14 protein-coding genes and 1 riboswitch are annotated in these 15,714 nt (G+C 69.5%); all 14 genes read left to right on the top strand.

What is annotated here, in order from left to right:
- Positions 1-1,044: 1,044 nt before the first annotated feature.
- On the top strand, positions 1,045-1,941 hold the full coding sequence (locus tag OHS82_RS01900) for a TauD/TfdA dioxygenase family protein (RefSeq protein WP_057575051.1): 897 nt from the start codon (positions 1,045-1,047) through the stop codon (positions 1,939-1,941).
- Positions 1,938-2,831 carry an ABC transporter permease gene (locus OHS82_RS01895; protein WP_057575052.1) on the top strand — a complete coding sequence of 298 codons (894 nt, stop codon included), beginning with the start codon at positions 1,938-1,940 and terminating at the stop codon, positions 2,829-2,831. Before OHS82_RS01900 ends, OHS82_RS01895 begins: the two co-directional genes overlap by 4 nt.
- Positions 2,828-3,559: an ABC transporter ATP-binding protein gene (locus OHS82_RS01890; protein ID WP_057575053.1), complete on the top strand. Its 732-nt coding sequence runs from the start codon at positions 2,828-2,830 to the stop codon at positions 3,557-3,559. Before OHS82_RS01895 ends, OHS82_RS01890 begins: the two co-directional genes overlap by 4 nt.
- 48 nt (positions 3,560-3,607) lie before the next feature.
- Positions 3,608-4,666: an aliphatic sulfonate ABC transporter substrate-binding protein gene (locus OHS82_RS01885; RefSeq protein WP_328433101.1), complete on the top strand. Its 1,059-nt coding sequence runs from the start codon at positions 3,608-3,610 to the stop codon at positions 4,664-4,666.
- Positions 4,663-5,988, top strand: coding sequence for an LLM class flavin-dependent oxidoreductase (locus tag OHS82_RS01880; RefSeq protein ID WP_328433100.1), 1,326 nt, complete (start codon positions 4,663-4,665; stop codon positions 5,986-5,988). The genes OHS82_RS01885 and OHS82_RS01880 overlap by 4 nt, the downstream gene beginning before the upstream one ends.
- Positions 5,989-6,460: 472 nt before the next feature.
- A riboswitch (SAM riboswitch) is annotated at positions 6,461-6,569 on the top strand.
- Positions 6,570-6,904: 335 nt separating this feature from the next.
- Positions 6,905-7,885: an amino acid ABC transporter permease gene (locus tag OHS82_RS01875; RefSeq protein ID WP_328433099.1), complete on the top strand. Its 981-nt coding sequence runs from the start codon at positions 6,905-6,907 to the stop codon at positions 7,883-7,885.
- Complete coding sequence (locus tag OHS82_RS01870; protein WP_057575057.1) at positions 7,882-8,718, top strand: amino acid ABC transporter ATP-binding protein; 837 nt, start codon at positions 7,882-7,884, stop codon at positions 8,716-8,718. Before OHS82_RS01875 ends, OHS82_RS01870 begins: the two co-directional genes overlap by 4 nt.
- Before the next feature lie 63 nt (positions 8,719-8,781).
- Entirely contained in the window at positions 8,782-9,807 is a 1,026-nt protein-coding gene (locus tag OHS82_RS01865; protein WP_328433098.1) for a transporter substrate-binding domain-containing protein, read from the top strand.
- Between the two features lie 89 nt (positions 9,808-9,896).
- The gene (locus tag OHS82_RS01860) at positions 9,897-10,622 is read left to right on the top strand and encodes a GNAT family N-acetyltransferase (protein WP_328433097.1); all 726 of its coding nucleotides are present in this window, start codon (positions 9,897-9,899) and stop codon (positions 10,620-10,622) included.
- A 31-nt stretch (positions 10,623-10,653) separates the two neighbouring features.
- Entirely contained in the window at positions 10,654-10,755 is a 102-nt protein-coding gene (locus OHS82_RS43360) for a putative leader peptide (protein WP_443061764.1), read from the top strand.
- A 107-nt stretch (positions 10,756-10,862) separates the two neighbouring features.
- Positions 10,863-12,074: an LLM class flavin-dependent oxidoreductase gene (locus OHS82_RS01855; RefSeq protein ID WP_328433096.1), complete on the top strand. Its 1,212-nt coding sequence runs from the start codon at positions 10,863-10,865 to the stop codon at positions 12,072-12,074.
- A gap of 20 nt (positions 12,075-12,094) precedes the next feature.
- Entirely contained in the window at positions 12,095-13,471 is a 1,377-nt protein-coding gene (locus OHS82_RS01850; RefSeq protein ID WP_328433095.1) for an NtaA/DmoA family FMN-dependent monooxygenase, read from the top strand.
- On the top strand, positions 13,468-14,559 hold the full coding sequence (locus OHS82_RS01845) for an LLM class flavin-dependent oxidoreductase (protein ID WP_057575061.1): 1,092 nt from the start codon (positions 13,468-13,470) through the stop codon (positions 14,557-14,559). Before OHS82_RS01850 ends, OHS82_RS01845 begins: the two co-directional genes overlap by 4 nt.
- Complete coding sequence (locus tag OHS82_RS01840) at positions 14,552-15,700, top strand: LLM class flavin-dependent oxidoreductase (RefSeq protein WP_057575062.1); 1,149 nt, start codon at positions 14,552-14,554, stop codon at positions 15,698-15,700. The genes OHS82_RS01845 and OHS82_RS01840 overlap by 8 nt, the downstream gene beginning before the upstream one ends.
- Positions 15,701-15,714: the final 14 nt, after the last annotated feature.

Genomic DNA, 15,714 nt, shown 5'->3' with positions numbered 1-15,714 from the left:
AAGGGCGAACACGGCGAAGGGGAACCTCGTCCGCCGGGACGCGTGGTGGACGCATCTTTTCCCGTTGTGCGTTGATCCGGGCATGGAGACCACGGGCCCGGCACTGCTGGTGTGCCTGGCCGCGGGCGCCACGACCCTGATCGACCGGGCCGTCCTGAACATCGCGGTCCCGAGCATGCGCCAGTCCATCGCGGCCACCGGGGCCGACGTCCAGTGGATCGTGGGCCGGGTACTCGCCGGCCTTCGGCCTCGCTCCCGCCCCCGGGGCGGACTCGGTGACCTGCACGGGCGCAAGCGTCTCTTCATGGCCGGGATGGCGGTCTTCCTCCTGGCTGGGGTGACGGCCGCGACCGGAGGAGGGCCGGGGACCCTGATCGGTGCCCGGCTGGTGCTGGGTGCCGCGGCCGGGCTCGTCAACTCGCAGGTCCGGGGCCAGGCGTGGGCAGCGACTGTGCGACGACGGCGAATTCTCAGGGCCGGGCAGCCGCTCGGGGCGGCGACGAACCGGGCCTCTCGGGTGGCTGACGGCAGGGGAGCGACCATGCACGTCTTTCTGGCCTGCGGATCGCCTCCGGAGAGACCGAGAAGTTCTCTGTGTCCGCAATGCAAGACCTGTCCGGGAAGCTATTGACCAACGTGGTGGACCTCTGCTGAACTCCCGTTCCATGACCCCGCGCGTGGACCTCACTCGGCGGCGCCACATCGATCTGGCGCACGTCTCCAGCGCGTTTTGTTGTCGCTGACCCGGCAGGTACTTCCCGGCAGGAGCCGGTGTGCGCCCATGGCGCGCGCCATGGCAGCGGCGGTGCGAAGCCGCCCGCGCTGCGATGCTCCCCGCGGGATCGTCGCGTCCACCTCCTGAGGGCTCCCGTGTCACCTCCTTCTCGTACTCGTACGAGCCGGGAGCCTGTTCGCGCACGCCGACGCGGTCGCTGAGAACGCGGCTGCAGCGGCTCTGCGACCACATGTTTCTTCTCTCCGGCCTGCTCAGCCGGCGTTCCGCGCGCCCCTCGGTGCGCCCATCTGTCCGGGAGTGACCCCGTCATGCCTCCGTCCATCCGTAAGCTCACCGGCCGTATCGGCGCGGTCGTCGAGGGCGTCGACCTCTCGGCGACCCCCGATCTCTCGACCGTCACGGCGCTCCGTGACGCCCTCAACGTGCACAAGGCGATCGTCTTCGACCACGTCAACCTCGACAACGCCGGCCAGGAGCGCGTGGCCCGGTGGTTCGGGGAACTCACCACCGCCCACCCCAACGTGCCGGCCGCCGACGGCACGACGAACGTGCTCGCCGTCGACAGCGAGACCTCCAAGGCCAACGAATGGCACACGGACGTCACCTTCGTGATCAATCCGCCGCAGCTCACCACTCTCCGGTCGATCGTGACCACGCCGTACGGCGGAGAGACGCTCATCGCCAACGCCGCCGCGGCCTACCGCGACCTGCCCGGACCGCTGCGCGCCCTCGCGGACACGCTGCGCGTCGTGCACACCAACCAGTACGACTACGCCCGTCCCGCGCCCACGACCGCACAACGGCAGGAGTACGACCGAGCCTTCGTGTCGACGCCGTACGAGGCGGAGCATCCCCTGGTGCGGGTGCATCCGCTGACGGGCGAACGCGGGCTGTTCATCGGTGGGTTCGCCAAGCGGATCGTGGGTCTCCCGAGCAGCGCATCGGAGGATCTGCTGCGCATCCTCCAGTCGTATGTGACGCGTCCGGAGAACATCGTGCGCTGGACCTGGTCTCCCGAGCAGCTGCTGATCTTCGACAACCGGATCACCCAGCACTACGCGGTGGACAACTACGACGACCACCCGCGCCGCCTCAACCGGGTGACGGTCGCGGGGGAGGTACCGGCCGGCGTCGACGGACGCCGCAGCGAGCAGCTCGTCGGTGACGCCTCGCACTACAGCAGTGTGCCGGCGGTGGCGGTATGACCGAGCTCAGCCTCAAAGCGCCTGCCGTCACCAAGGGCCCGGCCGCCGAGACGACGAGCGCGCGCGAGCGTGAGGTGTTCCTGCCGCGCGACACACGCCTCCGGTCGCCGCTCAGCACGCTCCGCGAGCGGCTGCGCTGGCCGCTGGGCATCTACACGACCCCGGTCGTCATCCTCGTCGTTTGGGAGATCCTCGCCCGGGCCGCAGTGGTGTCGAAGACCTACGCTCCGGCGCCGACCTCGATCGTGAAGTCCGCCGCCGACCTGTGGCGACAGGGCGTCCTCGGGCCGGACCTGGCCATCTCGCTGCAGCGGGCCGGCATCGGTCTCGCGATCGGGCTGACGGTCGGCATCGTCGCCGGGGTGCTCGGTGGGCTGCTGCGCAGCGGTGAATACCTGTTCAACGGCCTCGTGCAGGTGCTCAACACCATCCCGCTCCTCGCGGTGCTGCCGCTGATGATCGTGTGGTTCGGCATCGACGAACTGACCAAGGTGCTGCTGATCTCCTTCGGTGCCGGAGTCCCGATGTATCTCAACCTGTTCGCCGCGATCCGAGGGGTCGACCAGCGGCTGATCGAGATGGCGCGCACCACGGGCGCGGGCGCCTGGCGCCTGGTGACGCGCGTGCTGGTGCCCGGAGCCCTGCCGGGGTTCCTGGTCGGCCTGCGGTTCTCCCTCGCATACAGCGTGTTGGGCCTCGTCGCCGCCGAAACGGTCAACGCCGACAAGGGACTTGGCTTCCTCATCACGCAGGGGCAGACCTACCTCCAGACCAACCAGGTCTTCGTGGGGCTGGTGATCTACTCGCTGCTGGGTCTGCTCGCCGACCAGTTCGTCCGGGTTCTCGAGCGGGTGCTGCTGCGGTGGCGACCCAGTTATGAGGCGTCATGAGCAGCACGATCGCAACGGAGCTTCGCCGGCAGACCGGGGTCGTCGTCGAGCAGGTGGTCCGTCGGTTCGGTGACCGGGTGGTGCTCGACCACCTCGACCTCACCATCGCCGACGAGGAGTTGGTGATACTGCTCGGTCCCTCGGGCTGCGGCAAGAGCACCCTGCTGCGTCTGCTCGCCGGACTCGACCGGCCCGACGGAGGGCGTGTGGAGGTCCCGGCACGGCGTGCGATCGTCTTCCAGGCCGACCGGCTGTTGCCGTGGCAGCGGGTCCTGCACAACGTCACGCTCGGCCTGCACGGACCCGACGCGCAGCAGCGAGCCCGCGACGTGCTCGCCGAGGTCGGACTCGCGGGCCGCGAGAAGGCATGGCCCAAGGAGCTCTCCGGCGGCGAGGCCCAGCGGGTGTCGCTCGCGCGGGCCCTGGTCTCGGAGCCCGAACTCGTGCTGCTCGACGAGCCGTTCGCGGCACTCGACGCCATCACACGGCTCCGCATGCACGACCTCGTACGGGCCCTGCGGACCAGGCATCACGCGGGCATGCTGCTCGTCACCCACGACGTCGACGAGGCGATCGCCCTGGCGGACCGCATCGTCGTCATGAGCAACGGCCGCATCGGCACCTCGCACGAGGTGCACCTCTCCGCCGTGGACCGCGAAGCGGGCGTCGCACGCGAGGAACTCCGCGCCCGGCTCCTGGCAGATCTCGGCCTCGCCGGCCGGCACTGACCTCGCCGAACACACACCCTCACCCAGACAGAAAGCACATCACACCCCATGCGTAAGAGAACCAGCAGACTCATCGGCGCCGTCGGCTCGCTCGCCCTCGCGAGCACCCTCGTCGCCTGCGGTTCGTCGTCGTCGGACACCGCCGCGCCGCTGAGCAACGCCGCCGACGCGAGCGACGCCAAGCACCCCGAGTGGAGCAAGTACACCTTCACCATCGGCGACAACGGCGGTGACGGCAGCCAGGAGCTGGCGGAGATCACCGGCGTGTTCGACGACGCGCCCTACAAGGTGAAGTTCGCCCGGTTCACCTACGGCCCCCCACTCGTGCAGGCCGCCGCCTCGGGCGACATCGATCTCGGCAGCGTCGGTGACGTGCCGCCGATCACCGGCGCCGCGAAGGAGTACGGCTTCAAGGTCGTCGCCGTCAACCGCTCCCTCACTCCCGACCAGGCGGTGGAGAACATCATCGTGCCGCAGGGCTCGAAGCTGAGGACGGCCGCCGACCTCAAGGGCAAGACGATCGCTGTTCCGCAGGGCAGTTCGGCCCATGGCCTGGCCCTGAACGCCCTGAAGAGCGCCGGCATCACCCCCGAGGACGTGAAGCTGGCCTTCCTCGACCCGGCGGCCGGCGCGACGGCCTTCAACACCGGCAAGGTGGACGCATGGGCCATCTGGAACCCCCAGTCCGCGATCGCGGTCAAGAACGGCGCGCGGATCCTGGTCAAGGGTCTCCCGCCGATCGACCAGACGAGCAGCTACTACGTCGCCAGTGACGCGTCGCTGAAGGACAAGACCAAGCGTGCCGCTCTCAGGGACGTCCTGAAGAGGCTGTCACGGGAGTTCGCCTGGGGTGTCAAGAACCCCGACAAGTACGCGCAGGCGCTCTCGAAGGAGCAGGGCATCCCACTGGCCGACGCCAAGGCGTCCCTGGCCGCCTACTCGAACCGGGTGACTCCGGTGGAGCAGTCGGACATCGAGCTGGAGCAGAAGCTCGCCGACGCCTTCCTGGAGGCGGGTCAGATCACCAAGAAGGTCGACGTCAAGTCGATCACCGACAACCTCCTCCCGGCCGGTTACGACAGCTCCCAGCTGAAGGTGACCCCATGAGCGCGCCACGGCGGCTCCACCTCAACGCCTTCCTCATGGAGGCGGGCCACCACGAGGCGGCGTGGCGCCTCCAGCACAGCAATCCCCGGGCGGACTTCGACCTGCGGCACTGGATCGAGCTGGCGCAGCTGGCCGAGAGCGCCAAGTTCGACTCGCTGTTCCTCGCGGACGGCCCCGCCCTCATCGGCACCGGCGAGTTCCGGCCGCCGGGCCAGCTCGAGCCGCTGACCCTGCTGACCGCGCTGTCCCAGGCGACGAGCAGGATCGGCCTCATCGCTACCGTGTCGTCGACGTACAACGAGCCGTACAACCTCGCCCGTCGGCTCGCCTCCGTCGACCACGTCAGCGGCGGCCGGGCCGGCTGGAACATCGTCACTTCGGCAGGGGCGGACGAGGCAGCCAACTTCGGCCTCGACAACCGCCCAGGCCACGCCGAACGCTACGCCAGGGCCGACGAGTTCCTGAAGGTCGCCAAGGCGCTGTGGGACAGTTGGGAGTCCGAGGCCGTCGTCGCGGACAGGACCACCGGACGCTACGCCCACCCCGAGCGGCTGCACCGGCTCGGCCACCAGGGCAGGTACTTCAAGGTGGCAGGCCCGCTCAACGTCGAGCGCCCGCCGCAGGGTTACCCGCTGCTCGTCCAGGCCGGCTCCTCGGAGGACGGCAAGGACTTCGCGGCCCGCCACGCCGAGGCCATCTTCACCGCCCACACCACGTACGAGCGCGCGGCCGCCTTCTACGCCGACATCAAGGCACGGACCAGGGCCGCGGGCCGCGACCCGCAGGGCGTGATCGTCCTGCCCGGCATCGTCCCGTACATCGGGTCGACCGAGGAGGAGGCCCGGGCGCTTGCGCGGCAGTTCGACGAGCTGCGCGTCCCGGAGTACGGGCTGCGCCAGCTGGCTGCCGTGTTCGAGACCGAGCCCTCGGCCTTCGCGCTCGACGAGCCCCTGCCGGAGTTCATCCTCGCCAGGCCGCAGCTGGAAGGCTCGCAGAGCCGCTCCGACCTGATCATCGATCTCGCGGTGCGCGAGCAGCTGACGGTCCGGCAGATCATCTCCCGGCTCGGCGGCGGGCGCGGCCACTTCGAGTTCGTCGGCACGCCCGAGCAGATCGCGCAGACCATCATCGCCTGGTTCGAGGGTGGTGCCGCGGACGGGTTCAACATCATGGCTCCCGCCCTGCCGTCGGGCCTCGCAGCCTTCGTCGAGCACGTACTGCCGATCCTGCGCGGCAAGGGGCTGTTCCGCGAGGAGTACGAAGGCACGACACTGCGCGAGCACTACGGGCTCCCGGTCCCGGCGAACCAGTTCCATGGCTGACCCGCTCGCGACTCCCGCCGCTTTCCGGAGCGGCGGGAGTCCGCCCGCGTGGCGGGTCGAGGGCTCCGCAAAACCGACGAAGACGGCTTCACCGCGGTGGCCGGGCTCGATCTGGGGACACCGGACGGCGTTCCGGTGACCGTGCGACAGGACAGATGCCAGACCTGGTTCCAGCGCGAGGCGTACTGCCCGACGGACGCGCTGCTCATCGGCACGTCAACCCGTGCCGACTCGTCCGGCGCCACCGTCGCCGCGTCCCGACGACCGACGTCGAGTCGTGGGTCGTACTGGTCCGACTCGACACCGTGCACCGCAGCCACCCGGACGCCGCCGCCTCGTCGCCCGACCGGCCTTCGGGCGGCCGCCTCGACCTCGGCGGCATCGAACGCCGCCACCGCACTCGCCGGCCTTTCCACCTGTTGGACCGGCGTTGACAAATGTTCGGGCCGTTGTCTTAACTACCGTCCAGAAAGGTCATGAGCGTCAGCGACAAGCCCTGGCTTGCTGACCGGCAACCCTCCCACCGCGGTGGGGTGCCCCAGGTGACGACCCGGCCGATGAAGTTTCGGTAAGCGCGAGGCCCCTGGGGCCGGAACAGTGACGGTGACACCATGTACGCAGCTCCCAGGACGGCCGCACGCCGCTCCCAGGGCTGCGTGCCGTCGTACGCGAACCTGTTCGTCGCCGACCGGGCCGTCGACCTTCTCCGCGTGAGCAGCGCACTGTGTACCGCACCGGGCCGTGCCCGCTGTCGGGGCTGACACCTCCCCGCAGCCCCCGCAGCCCCCGCACTTCCTGACGAACACCGCGCCCACGGTGTGCCGTTGTCCTTCCTGCCCCCCGGTACCCCCGCCGTCGTGTGCGCCGCCGCATGCCGCCGTGCTTCCGGGATGTTCCCACCCAGCCGGAGCCCATCATGAGTGAACCCCCTGGTGCCACCGTCACCCTCGCCGAGACGACGATCACCGACGATCCGTCAAAGTCCCTCATTGCACAGCGAGTTCGTCCGCTGCGGAGGCCAGGCCGTTGGATCGTCACCTCGGTCGTCCTGGTCCTGATCGCTCAGTTCGTGCACGGACTGGTCACCAACCCCTTCTACCAGTGGGACCGCTGGGGGTACTGGTTCCTGCGGCCGACCATCCTCGACGGACTGGTCATCACGCTCGAAGTCACCGCCTACAGCGCGGTGCTGGGCCTTGTCGGCGGCATCGTGCTCGCACTGGGCCGGCTCTCGAAGAGCCCGGTGCTGCGCGCGGCCAGCTGGACCTACGTCTGGGCGCTGCGTTCCATCCCGCTCATCGTCGTGCTGATCTTCCTCTACAACTTCAGCGCCCTGTACGCGACATTGAGCGTCGGCATCCCTTTCGGCCCGGCCTTCTTCTCCTTCGACGAGTCGAGACTGGCCACCGACATGGTCGTCGCCGTCATAGGCCTCAGTCTCAACGAGGCCGCCTATGCGGCCGAGGTGGTCCGCGGCGGCATCCTCTCCGTCGACCAGGGGCAGCACGAGGCGGCCGCGGCGCTCGGCCTGCCCAAGGGCTACCAGTTCCGCAGGATCGTCTTCCCGCAGGCGCTGCGCTCGATCATCCCGAACTACGTCAACCAGCTCATCGGCCTCATCAAGGGCACCTCGCTGGTCTTCTACGTCTCCCTGCTCGACCTGTTCGGCTCCGCGCAGACCATGGGCTCCACCTACCCCGGCGACACCGTGCCGCTGCTGCTGGTCGTCACCGTCTGGTACCTGATCCTGACCAGCGTCGTCTCCGTCGTCCAGTTCTACGTCGAGCGGCACTACGCCCGCGGTGCCACCCGCAGCCTGCCGCCGACGCCGCTGCAGAAGCTCCGCACCGGTCTGACCGACCTGCGGGCCCGTATCCGCCGGGAGGCCGCCGTATGACCGCCGAAACGCTCGAAGCCCTGGCGGACGTCGAGCCCGCCACCGTCGAGGTGCACAACGTGCACAAGTGGTACGGCGCCCACCGGGTACTGGACGGCGTCGACCTGACCGTCCGCCCCGGCGAGGTCACCGTCATCCTGGGCCCTTCCGGCTCCGGCAAGTCCACCCTGCTGCGGGTCATCAACCACCTGGAGAAGCCCGAGATCGGCCACGTCAGCATCAACGGCGAGCTGATCGGCGTGAAGCGGCACGGCGACCGAAGGCAGACGGGGGTCCCCCCGGCCCAAGGCCGGGGGAGGCTGAAGGAGCTGAGCGAGCGGGCCATCCTCACCCAGCGCGGCCGGATCGGCTTCGTCTTCCAGAACTTCAACCTGTTCCCCCACCTGACCGTTCTGGACAACGTGGCCGCCGCCCCGGTCGCCACGGGGAGGCTCTCCAAGTCGGAGGCCCAGAAACTCGCCCGCGAACTCCTCGACCGGGTCGGCCTCGCCGACAGGACCGGCGCCTACCCGCGCCAGCTGTCCGGCGGCCAGCAGCAGCGCGTCGCCATCGCCCGCGCACTCGCCCTCCGTCCGGGTGTGATCCTCTTCGACGAACCCACCTCCGCCCTGGACCCCGAACTCGTCGGCGAGGTCCTCGCCGTCATCAAGGACCTGGCGACCAGCGGCACCACCCTCGTCATCGTCACCCACGAGATCGGCTTCGCCCGCGAGATCGCCGACCGGGTCGTCTTCATCGACGGCGGCAGGATCATCGAGCAGGGCCCGCCCTCCGAGGTCCTCGACACACCGCGGCACGAGCGGACCAGGGACTTCCTGAGCAAGGTCCTCTGACCCTCCGCACCCCCAGACCTCCCCCCACGCCACCGTCATCACCCTCAGCGACAAGGAACGGCCATGCCCACCCACTTCACCCGACGCAGCCTGATACGCGGCATCACCGTGGCGACCGCCGTCGCCTCCCTGGCGACCGGGCTCGCCGCCTGCGGTGGCAACAGCGACGCGGCCACCACCACCGACAGCGCCAGGTCCGGCGAGGTCGTCATCGGTCAGGTCTCCAACGGCGCCGCCACTCAGACCACCATCAAGGTCTCCGAGGTCAAGTCCATCAGCGCCGAACTGCCCGCCGCCGTCAAGGAGCGCGGCCGGTTGGAGATCGGCATCGGCGCCCTGCCCGCCGGGTTCCCGCCGCTCGCGTACATCGGCGACGACCAGAAGAGCCTCACCGGCTCCGAGCCCGACCTCGGCCGCCTGGTCGCCGCGGTGTTCGGACTCAAGGCCCAGGTCAAGAACTCCACCTGGGAGAACCTCTTCGTCGGCATCGACAGCGGCAAGGTCGACGTGGCCTTCTCGAACGTCACCGACACCGAGGAGCGCAAGAAGAAGTACGAGTTCGCCTCCTACCGGCAGGACAACCTCGCCTTCATCGTGCCGAAGAAGAGCACCTGGAACTTCGACGGCAACTACGAGAGCCTCGCCGGCAAGACGATCGCCGTCGGCTCCGGCACCAACCAGGAGAAGATCCTTCTGGAGTGGAAGGACAAGCTGGCCAAGGAGGGCAAGAAGCTCACCATCAAGTACTTCCAGGACAGCACCAGCACCTACCTGGCCCTGAACAGCGGCAAGGTCGACGCTTCCTTCGGCCCCAACCCCGGCTTCGCCTACCACAACCGTCAGGTGGCCGGCACGCCCAACGCCACCCGCACCGCGGGCACCTACTCCGGCGCGGGCGTGAGCCTGCAGGGCCTGATCGCGGCAACGGCGAAGAAGGACAGCGGACTCGCCAAGCCGCTCGCCGACGCCATCAACTACCTGATCGAGAACGGTCAGTACGCCAAGTGGCTCAAGGCGTACAACCTCTCCAACGAGGCCGTCGCCAAGTCCGAGGTCAACCCGCCGGGCCTACCGCTCGACAACTCCTGACCACGGCGCGCCGCGGACTCCACCGCCGCCCCGCGGCCGAGTCCGCGCGCGCCGAACATCCCGAGCTGCACCCCGGAGACCGTCACACCATGTCCGTCACCCCTGTCGACACCAGCTCCTCGCACATCCTGGACAACCCCGCCTGGGCCGCGCTCGCCGGCCCCCACGCCCACTTCGCCGAACGCATCGGCCACGCCGCTCGCTATCACCAGGACGTGGCTCCCTTCTACGCCGTCTGCGACGAGGACGACCCGCGCGCCTGGGGCGATCTCGCCGCGCTCGTCGGCCCCGGCGGCACCGCCTCGGTGCCGGGCGTCACCGAGGCGCCTGAGGGCTGGGAGGTCGTCGGCACCGCGCACGGCGTCCAGCTCGTGGACACCGGCCTGCGCGCGGAGCCCGACCCCGAAGCCGTACGGCTCGGCCCTCACGACGTGCCCGAGATCCTCGACCTGGTGGCCCGCACCGAACCGGGCCCCTATCTGCCCCGCACCATCGAGATGGGCACCTACCTCGGCATCCGTTACGACGGCCGCCTTGTCGCCCTGGCCGGCGAACGTCTCCATCCCCCCGGCTGGACCGAGATCAGCGCCGTGTGCACCGACCCGGCGTACCGCGGCCGGGGTTTGGCGACCCGTCTGGTCCGCGCCGTGGCGGCCGGCATCAAGGAGCGTGGCGAGCGGCCCTTCCTGCACGCCAGGGCCGACAACGCGAACGCGATCGGGCTGTACGAGTCGATCGGCTTCACCCTGCGCCGCCGTACGGTCTTCTCACTCGTACGGCAGACCGAAGCCGCCGTCCTGGAAGAAACGGCATAGCCGTGCCGTTGTCCTTGTCGAAGGCGATGATGTGGAGGTGGGCCGGGTGACACGTGTACCGCGTGCCGTGCGCCTCCACGGCCGGCCCCACATCGACCTCCAGCGCGTGGCCGGCGCCCTCTGTTGTTCCTGACCCTCCCCCAGCCTTCGGCCGGGGACCCCCATCTCCCTGCGGTCGCCCACCACCGTGCGCCCCCCGCGGGCCGGTGATCTCGTACGGACCTTCAGGAAGGCACCTTCGTGTCCTCAACGCCCCCTTCTCACCTGCACCTTGCCGTCGCCCTTGAGGGCACCGGCTGGCACCCTGCCTCCTGGCGTGAGCCGGTCGCCCGCCCCCGGGACCTGTTCACCGCCGCCTACTGGGCCGACCTGGTCGCCGAGGCCGAGCGCGGCCTGCTCGACTTCGTCACCTTCGAGGACGGACTCGGCTTGCAGTCCGCCCACTACGGCGAGTCGGACGGCCGTACCGATCAGGTCCGCGGCCGCCTGGACGCCGTACTGATCGCATCCCGCATCGCGCCGCTCACCCGGTACATCGGACTGGTGCCGACTGTGATCACCACCCACACGGAGCCGTTCCACATCTCCAAGGCGATCGCCACCCTCGACTACGTCAGCACCGGCCGGGCCGGCCTGCGCGTGCAGATCAGCGCCCGCCCGCACGAGGCCGACCACTTCGGCCGCCGTACCTTCCCGCCGATCAGCCTGGCGGAGCTCCAGAGCCCGGCCGGACAGGAGCGGCTCACCGAGCACTTCGACGAGGCCGCCGACTACGTCGAGGTCGTCCGTCGCCTCTGGGACAGCTGGGAGGACGGCGCCGAGATCCGGGACGCCGCCACCGGCCGTTTCATCGACCGGGACAAGCTCCACTACATCGACTTCGAGGGACAGCACTTCAGCGTCAAGGGCCCCTCCATCACACCGCGCCCGCCGCAGGGCCAGCCCCTCGTCACCGCCCTCGCCCACCAGACCGTCCCGTACCGGCTGGTGGCCCGCCAGGCCGATGTCGGCTATGTCACCCCGCACGACACCGACCACGCCCGAGCGATCGTCACCGAGATCCGGGCCGAGCAGGAGGCGGCCGGGCGCGCAGGTGAACTCCTGCATGTCTTCGGCGACGTGGTGGTCTTCCTGGACGACGAGCAGGCCGCCGCCGAGGACCGGCGCGCACGTCTCGACGCGCTGGCGGGGGAGCCGTACACGAGCGATGCACGCGTCTTCACGGGTACACCTACCCAACTCGCCGATCTGCTCCAGGAGTTGGCGGCTGAGGGACTGAGCGGGTTCCGGCTGCGGCCCGCCGTCGCCGGACACGACCTCCCCGCCGTCACCCGGTCCGTGGTCCCCGAACTCCAGCGCCGGGGCGTCTTCCGCACCGCCTACGAGACCGACACCCTGCGCGGTCTGCTGGGTCTCGCCCGCCCCGCCAACCGTTACGCCGCCACCGCCTGAGCGGGAAGGACAGCACCGACATGAGCAAGCCGCTGAAGCAGATCCATCTGGCCGCGCACTTCCCGGGCGTCAACAACACCACCGTGTGGAGCGACCCGAAGGCCGGCAGCCACATCGAGTTCAGCTCCTTCGCGCACTTCGCGCGGACCGCCGAACGCGCCAAGTTCGACTTCCTTTTCCTTGCCGAGGGACTGCGCGTGCGCGAACAGGGCGGAAAAATATACGACTTGGACGTCGTCGGCCGCCCTGACACCTTCACCGTCCTCGCCGCGCTCGCCGCAGTCACCGAGCGTCTCGGGCTGACCGGCACCATCAACTCCACGTTCAACGAGCCGTACGAGGTGGCCCGCCAGTTCGCCAGTCTCGACCACCTCTCCGGGGGCCGCTCCGCCTGGAACGTGGTCACCTCCTGGGACGCCTTCACCGGAGAGAACTTCCGCCGCGGCGGTTTCCTGCCGCAGGAGGAGCGCTACTCCCGCGCCAAGGAGTTCCTCGCCGCCACCCAGGAGCTCTTCGATTCCTGGCACGGCGACGAGATCCTTGCCGACCAGGCTTCGGGTGTGTTCCTGCGGGACGCGAAGGCCGGCTCCTTCGTTCACACCGGCCAACACTTCGACATCCACGGCCAGTTCAACGTCCCGCGCTCCCCGCAAGGCCGCCCGGTCGTCTTCCAGGCCGGCGACTCCGAGGAGGGCCGTGAGTTCGCAGCCTCCTCCGCCGACGCCATCTTCAGCCGGTACGCGACCCTGGAGGGCGGCCAGGCCTTCTACACGGATGTCAAGAACCGCCTGGCCAAGTACAACCGCAGGCATGACCAGTTGCTGATCCTGCCCGCCGCCTCCTTCGCCCTCGCAGACACCGACGCCGAGGCCGAGGAACTGGCGCGGATCGTCCGACGCCAACAGGTCAGCGGGGCCACCGCCCTCAAGCACCTGGAGTTCGTCTGGAACCGGGACCTGTCCTCCTACGATCCCGAGGGCCCGCTCCCCGACATCGACCCGGACGTCAGCGACGACCACATCTCCAAGGGCCGCGCCCAGGTCCGCATGTACCGCGACCCGCTGGCCACCGCCCGCGAGTGGCGCGAGCTGGCCGCGGCCAACAACTGGTCGATCCGCGACCTGGTCATCAACATCGGCAACCGGCAGAACTTCATCGGGTCCCCGTCGACCGTCGCCCGCACCATCAACGAGTACGTCCAGGCGGACGCGAGTGACGGCTTCATCCTCGTCCCGCACATCACCCCCACCGGCTTGGACGACTTCGCCGACAAGGTCGTCCCGCTCCTGCAGGAACAGGGCGTCTTCCGCACCGAGTACGACGGCCCCACTCTCCGCCACCACCTCGGCCTCGCCCACCCCGACGACGTACGGGCCGAGCCGCGGGTGGCGTCGTGAAATTCCTCGCCATCACACTCATCGTGCACCGCCAGGATCCCCTCACCGGGATACAGAAGCCGACCCACGACCGCTTCCGCGAGGTCCTCGACAACGCGCTGCTCGCCGAGGAGCTGGGTTTCGACGGCTTCGGCGTGGGGGAGCGCCACGAGCGGCCGTTCATCTCCTCCTCACCGACCGTGGTTCTCAGCCATGTGGCCGCCCTGACCAAGCGGATCAGGCTCTTCACCGCCGTGACGACCCTCAGCCTGCTCGACCCGGTCCGCGCCTACGAGGACTACGCGACCCTCGACCACCTCTCCGGCGGTCGTCTCGACCTGATCATCGGCAAGGGCAACGGCACCGCCCAGCGCGACCTGTTCCACGTCACGCCTGAGGACCAGTGGGACCGCAACGCCGAGAGTTACGAGGTCTTCCGCAAGATCTGGCGCCAGGACAAGGTCACCGCCGACACCCGCTTCCGTCCCCCGCTGACGGACGCCGAGGTGTGGCCGCGGCCGTATCAGCGGCCGGTCCGGGTCTGGCACGGCAGCGCGACCAGCAAGGAGTCGGTCGACCTGGCAGCCCGCCACGGCGACCCGCTCTTCTCGGCGAACGTCACCAATCCCATAGAGCCCTATGCCGAGTTGATCCGGTACTACCGCGAGCGCTGGGCACACTACGGCCATGATCCGGCGCAGATCGCCGTCGGCGCGGGCACGGCGGGCATCTACGTAGCGCCCACTTCCCAGGAAGCGCTGGCAGCGTACCGGCCGGTCTTCGAGTCCCATCTGACGTTCTTCAAGAAGGCCGGCCTCCCGATCGTCTTCGAGACCCTGGAGGACTTCGTCGAGCGCAGCTCGGCCCTGATCGGCAGCCCGCAGCAGGTCATCGACAAGGTGCACCGCTACCACGACAAGTTCGGCCACACGGTGGTGCACCTGCACGCGGACGCGGGTGGGCTGACGGAGTCCGAGCACCGTGCCTCCCTCGAGCTGTTCCAGTCCAAGGTTGCCCCCGTGCTGCGCCGCGAGATCCCGGACCCGCCGTTCGTATGGGGACCTGTGCTTCCGGCGCCACCACTCACCCAGGAGTCCGTCCATGTCTGATATTGCCCTCGGCGTTCTCGACCTGGTCCCGATCCCCTCCGGCTCGACACCAGCCGATGCCCTGCGCAACTCCATCGACCTCGCACAGCAGGCCGAGCGCTTCGGATATGCCCGATACTGGGTCGCCGAGCACCACCTCAATCCGGGTGTGGCCGGCACGTCCCCCGCGGTTGTCCTGGCCCTGACCGCATCCGCCACCTCCACCATCCGGCTCGGTTCCGGGGCCGTGCAGCTCGGGCACCGCACGGCACTGTCCACGGTGGAGGAGTTCGGTCTGCTCGACGCCCTGCACCCGGGCCGCTTCGATCTGGGCCTGGGACGCTCGGGCGGTCGCCCGCCGGGACAGTCGGCCGCACCGTTGCCGACGGCGACCCCGGTCGTCGACGGCCGCACGCCGAACGGCCTGTTGATCCCGCCCCGCTTCTCCTTCGAGCATCTGCTCGGGTCACCCCGCATCGCGCTGCAGCGGAGGCTGCTTCTCTTGCCGGGCGCCGAGTCGCAGGACTACGCGGAGCAGATCGACGACATCCTCGCCCTGCTCGCCGGCACCTACCGCTCCCCGGAGGGCGTCGAGGCGCACGTCGTGCCGGGGGAGGGCGCCGACGTGGAGGTGTGGATCCTGGGCAGCAGCGGTGGTGAGAGCGCCGCTGTCGCGGGCCGAGGCGGTCTGCGGTTCGCGGCGAACTACCACGTCAGCCCGGCCACAGTCCTGGATGCGGTGGAGGGATACCGGTCCTTCTTCCAGCCTTCCGAGTTCCTCGACAAGCCGTACGTCAGCGTCTCGGCGGACGTCGTCGTCGCCGAGACCGACGCCACCGCCCGCGCACTCGCCACCGGTTACGGCCCGTGGGTCCGCAGCATCCGCACCGCCGAGGGCGCCATCGAGTACCCGACGCCGGAGGAAGCGCGCGCCCACCCATGGACCGACGAGGACCGGGCCCTCGTCCAGGACCGCCTCGACACCCAGTTCGTCGGCTCACCGGGCCTGGTGGCCGACCAGTTGGAACAGCTGCAGGAGGCCACGGGCGCGGACGAGTTGCTCATCACGACGATCACCCACGACCACACGGACCGGGTCCGTTCGTACGAACTGCTCGCGGAGGAATGGTCCCGGCGGGGTCACTCCTTCCAGTCGAGCTGACGTTCGAGAGTTCC

The sequence above is a fragment of the Streptomyces sp. NBC_00425 genome (genome assembly GCF_036030735.1).
Classification (GTDB): Bacteria; Actinomycetota; Actinomycetes; order Streptomycetales; family Streptomycetaceae; genus Streptomyces.
Note: the sequence above shows the minus strand (reverse complement) of the source record. Positions and strands in the feature narration are given on the sequence as shown.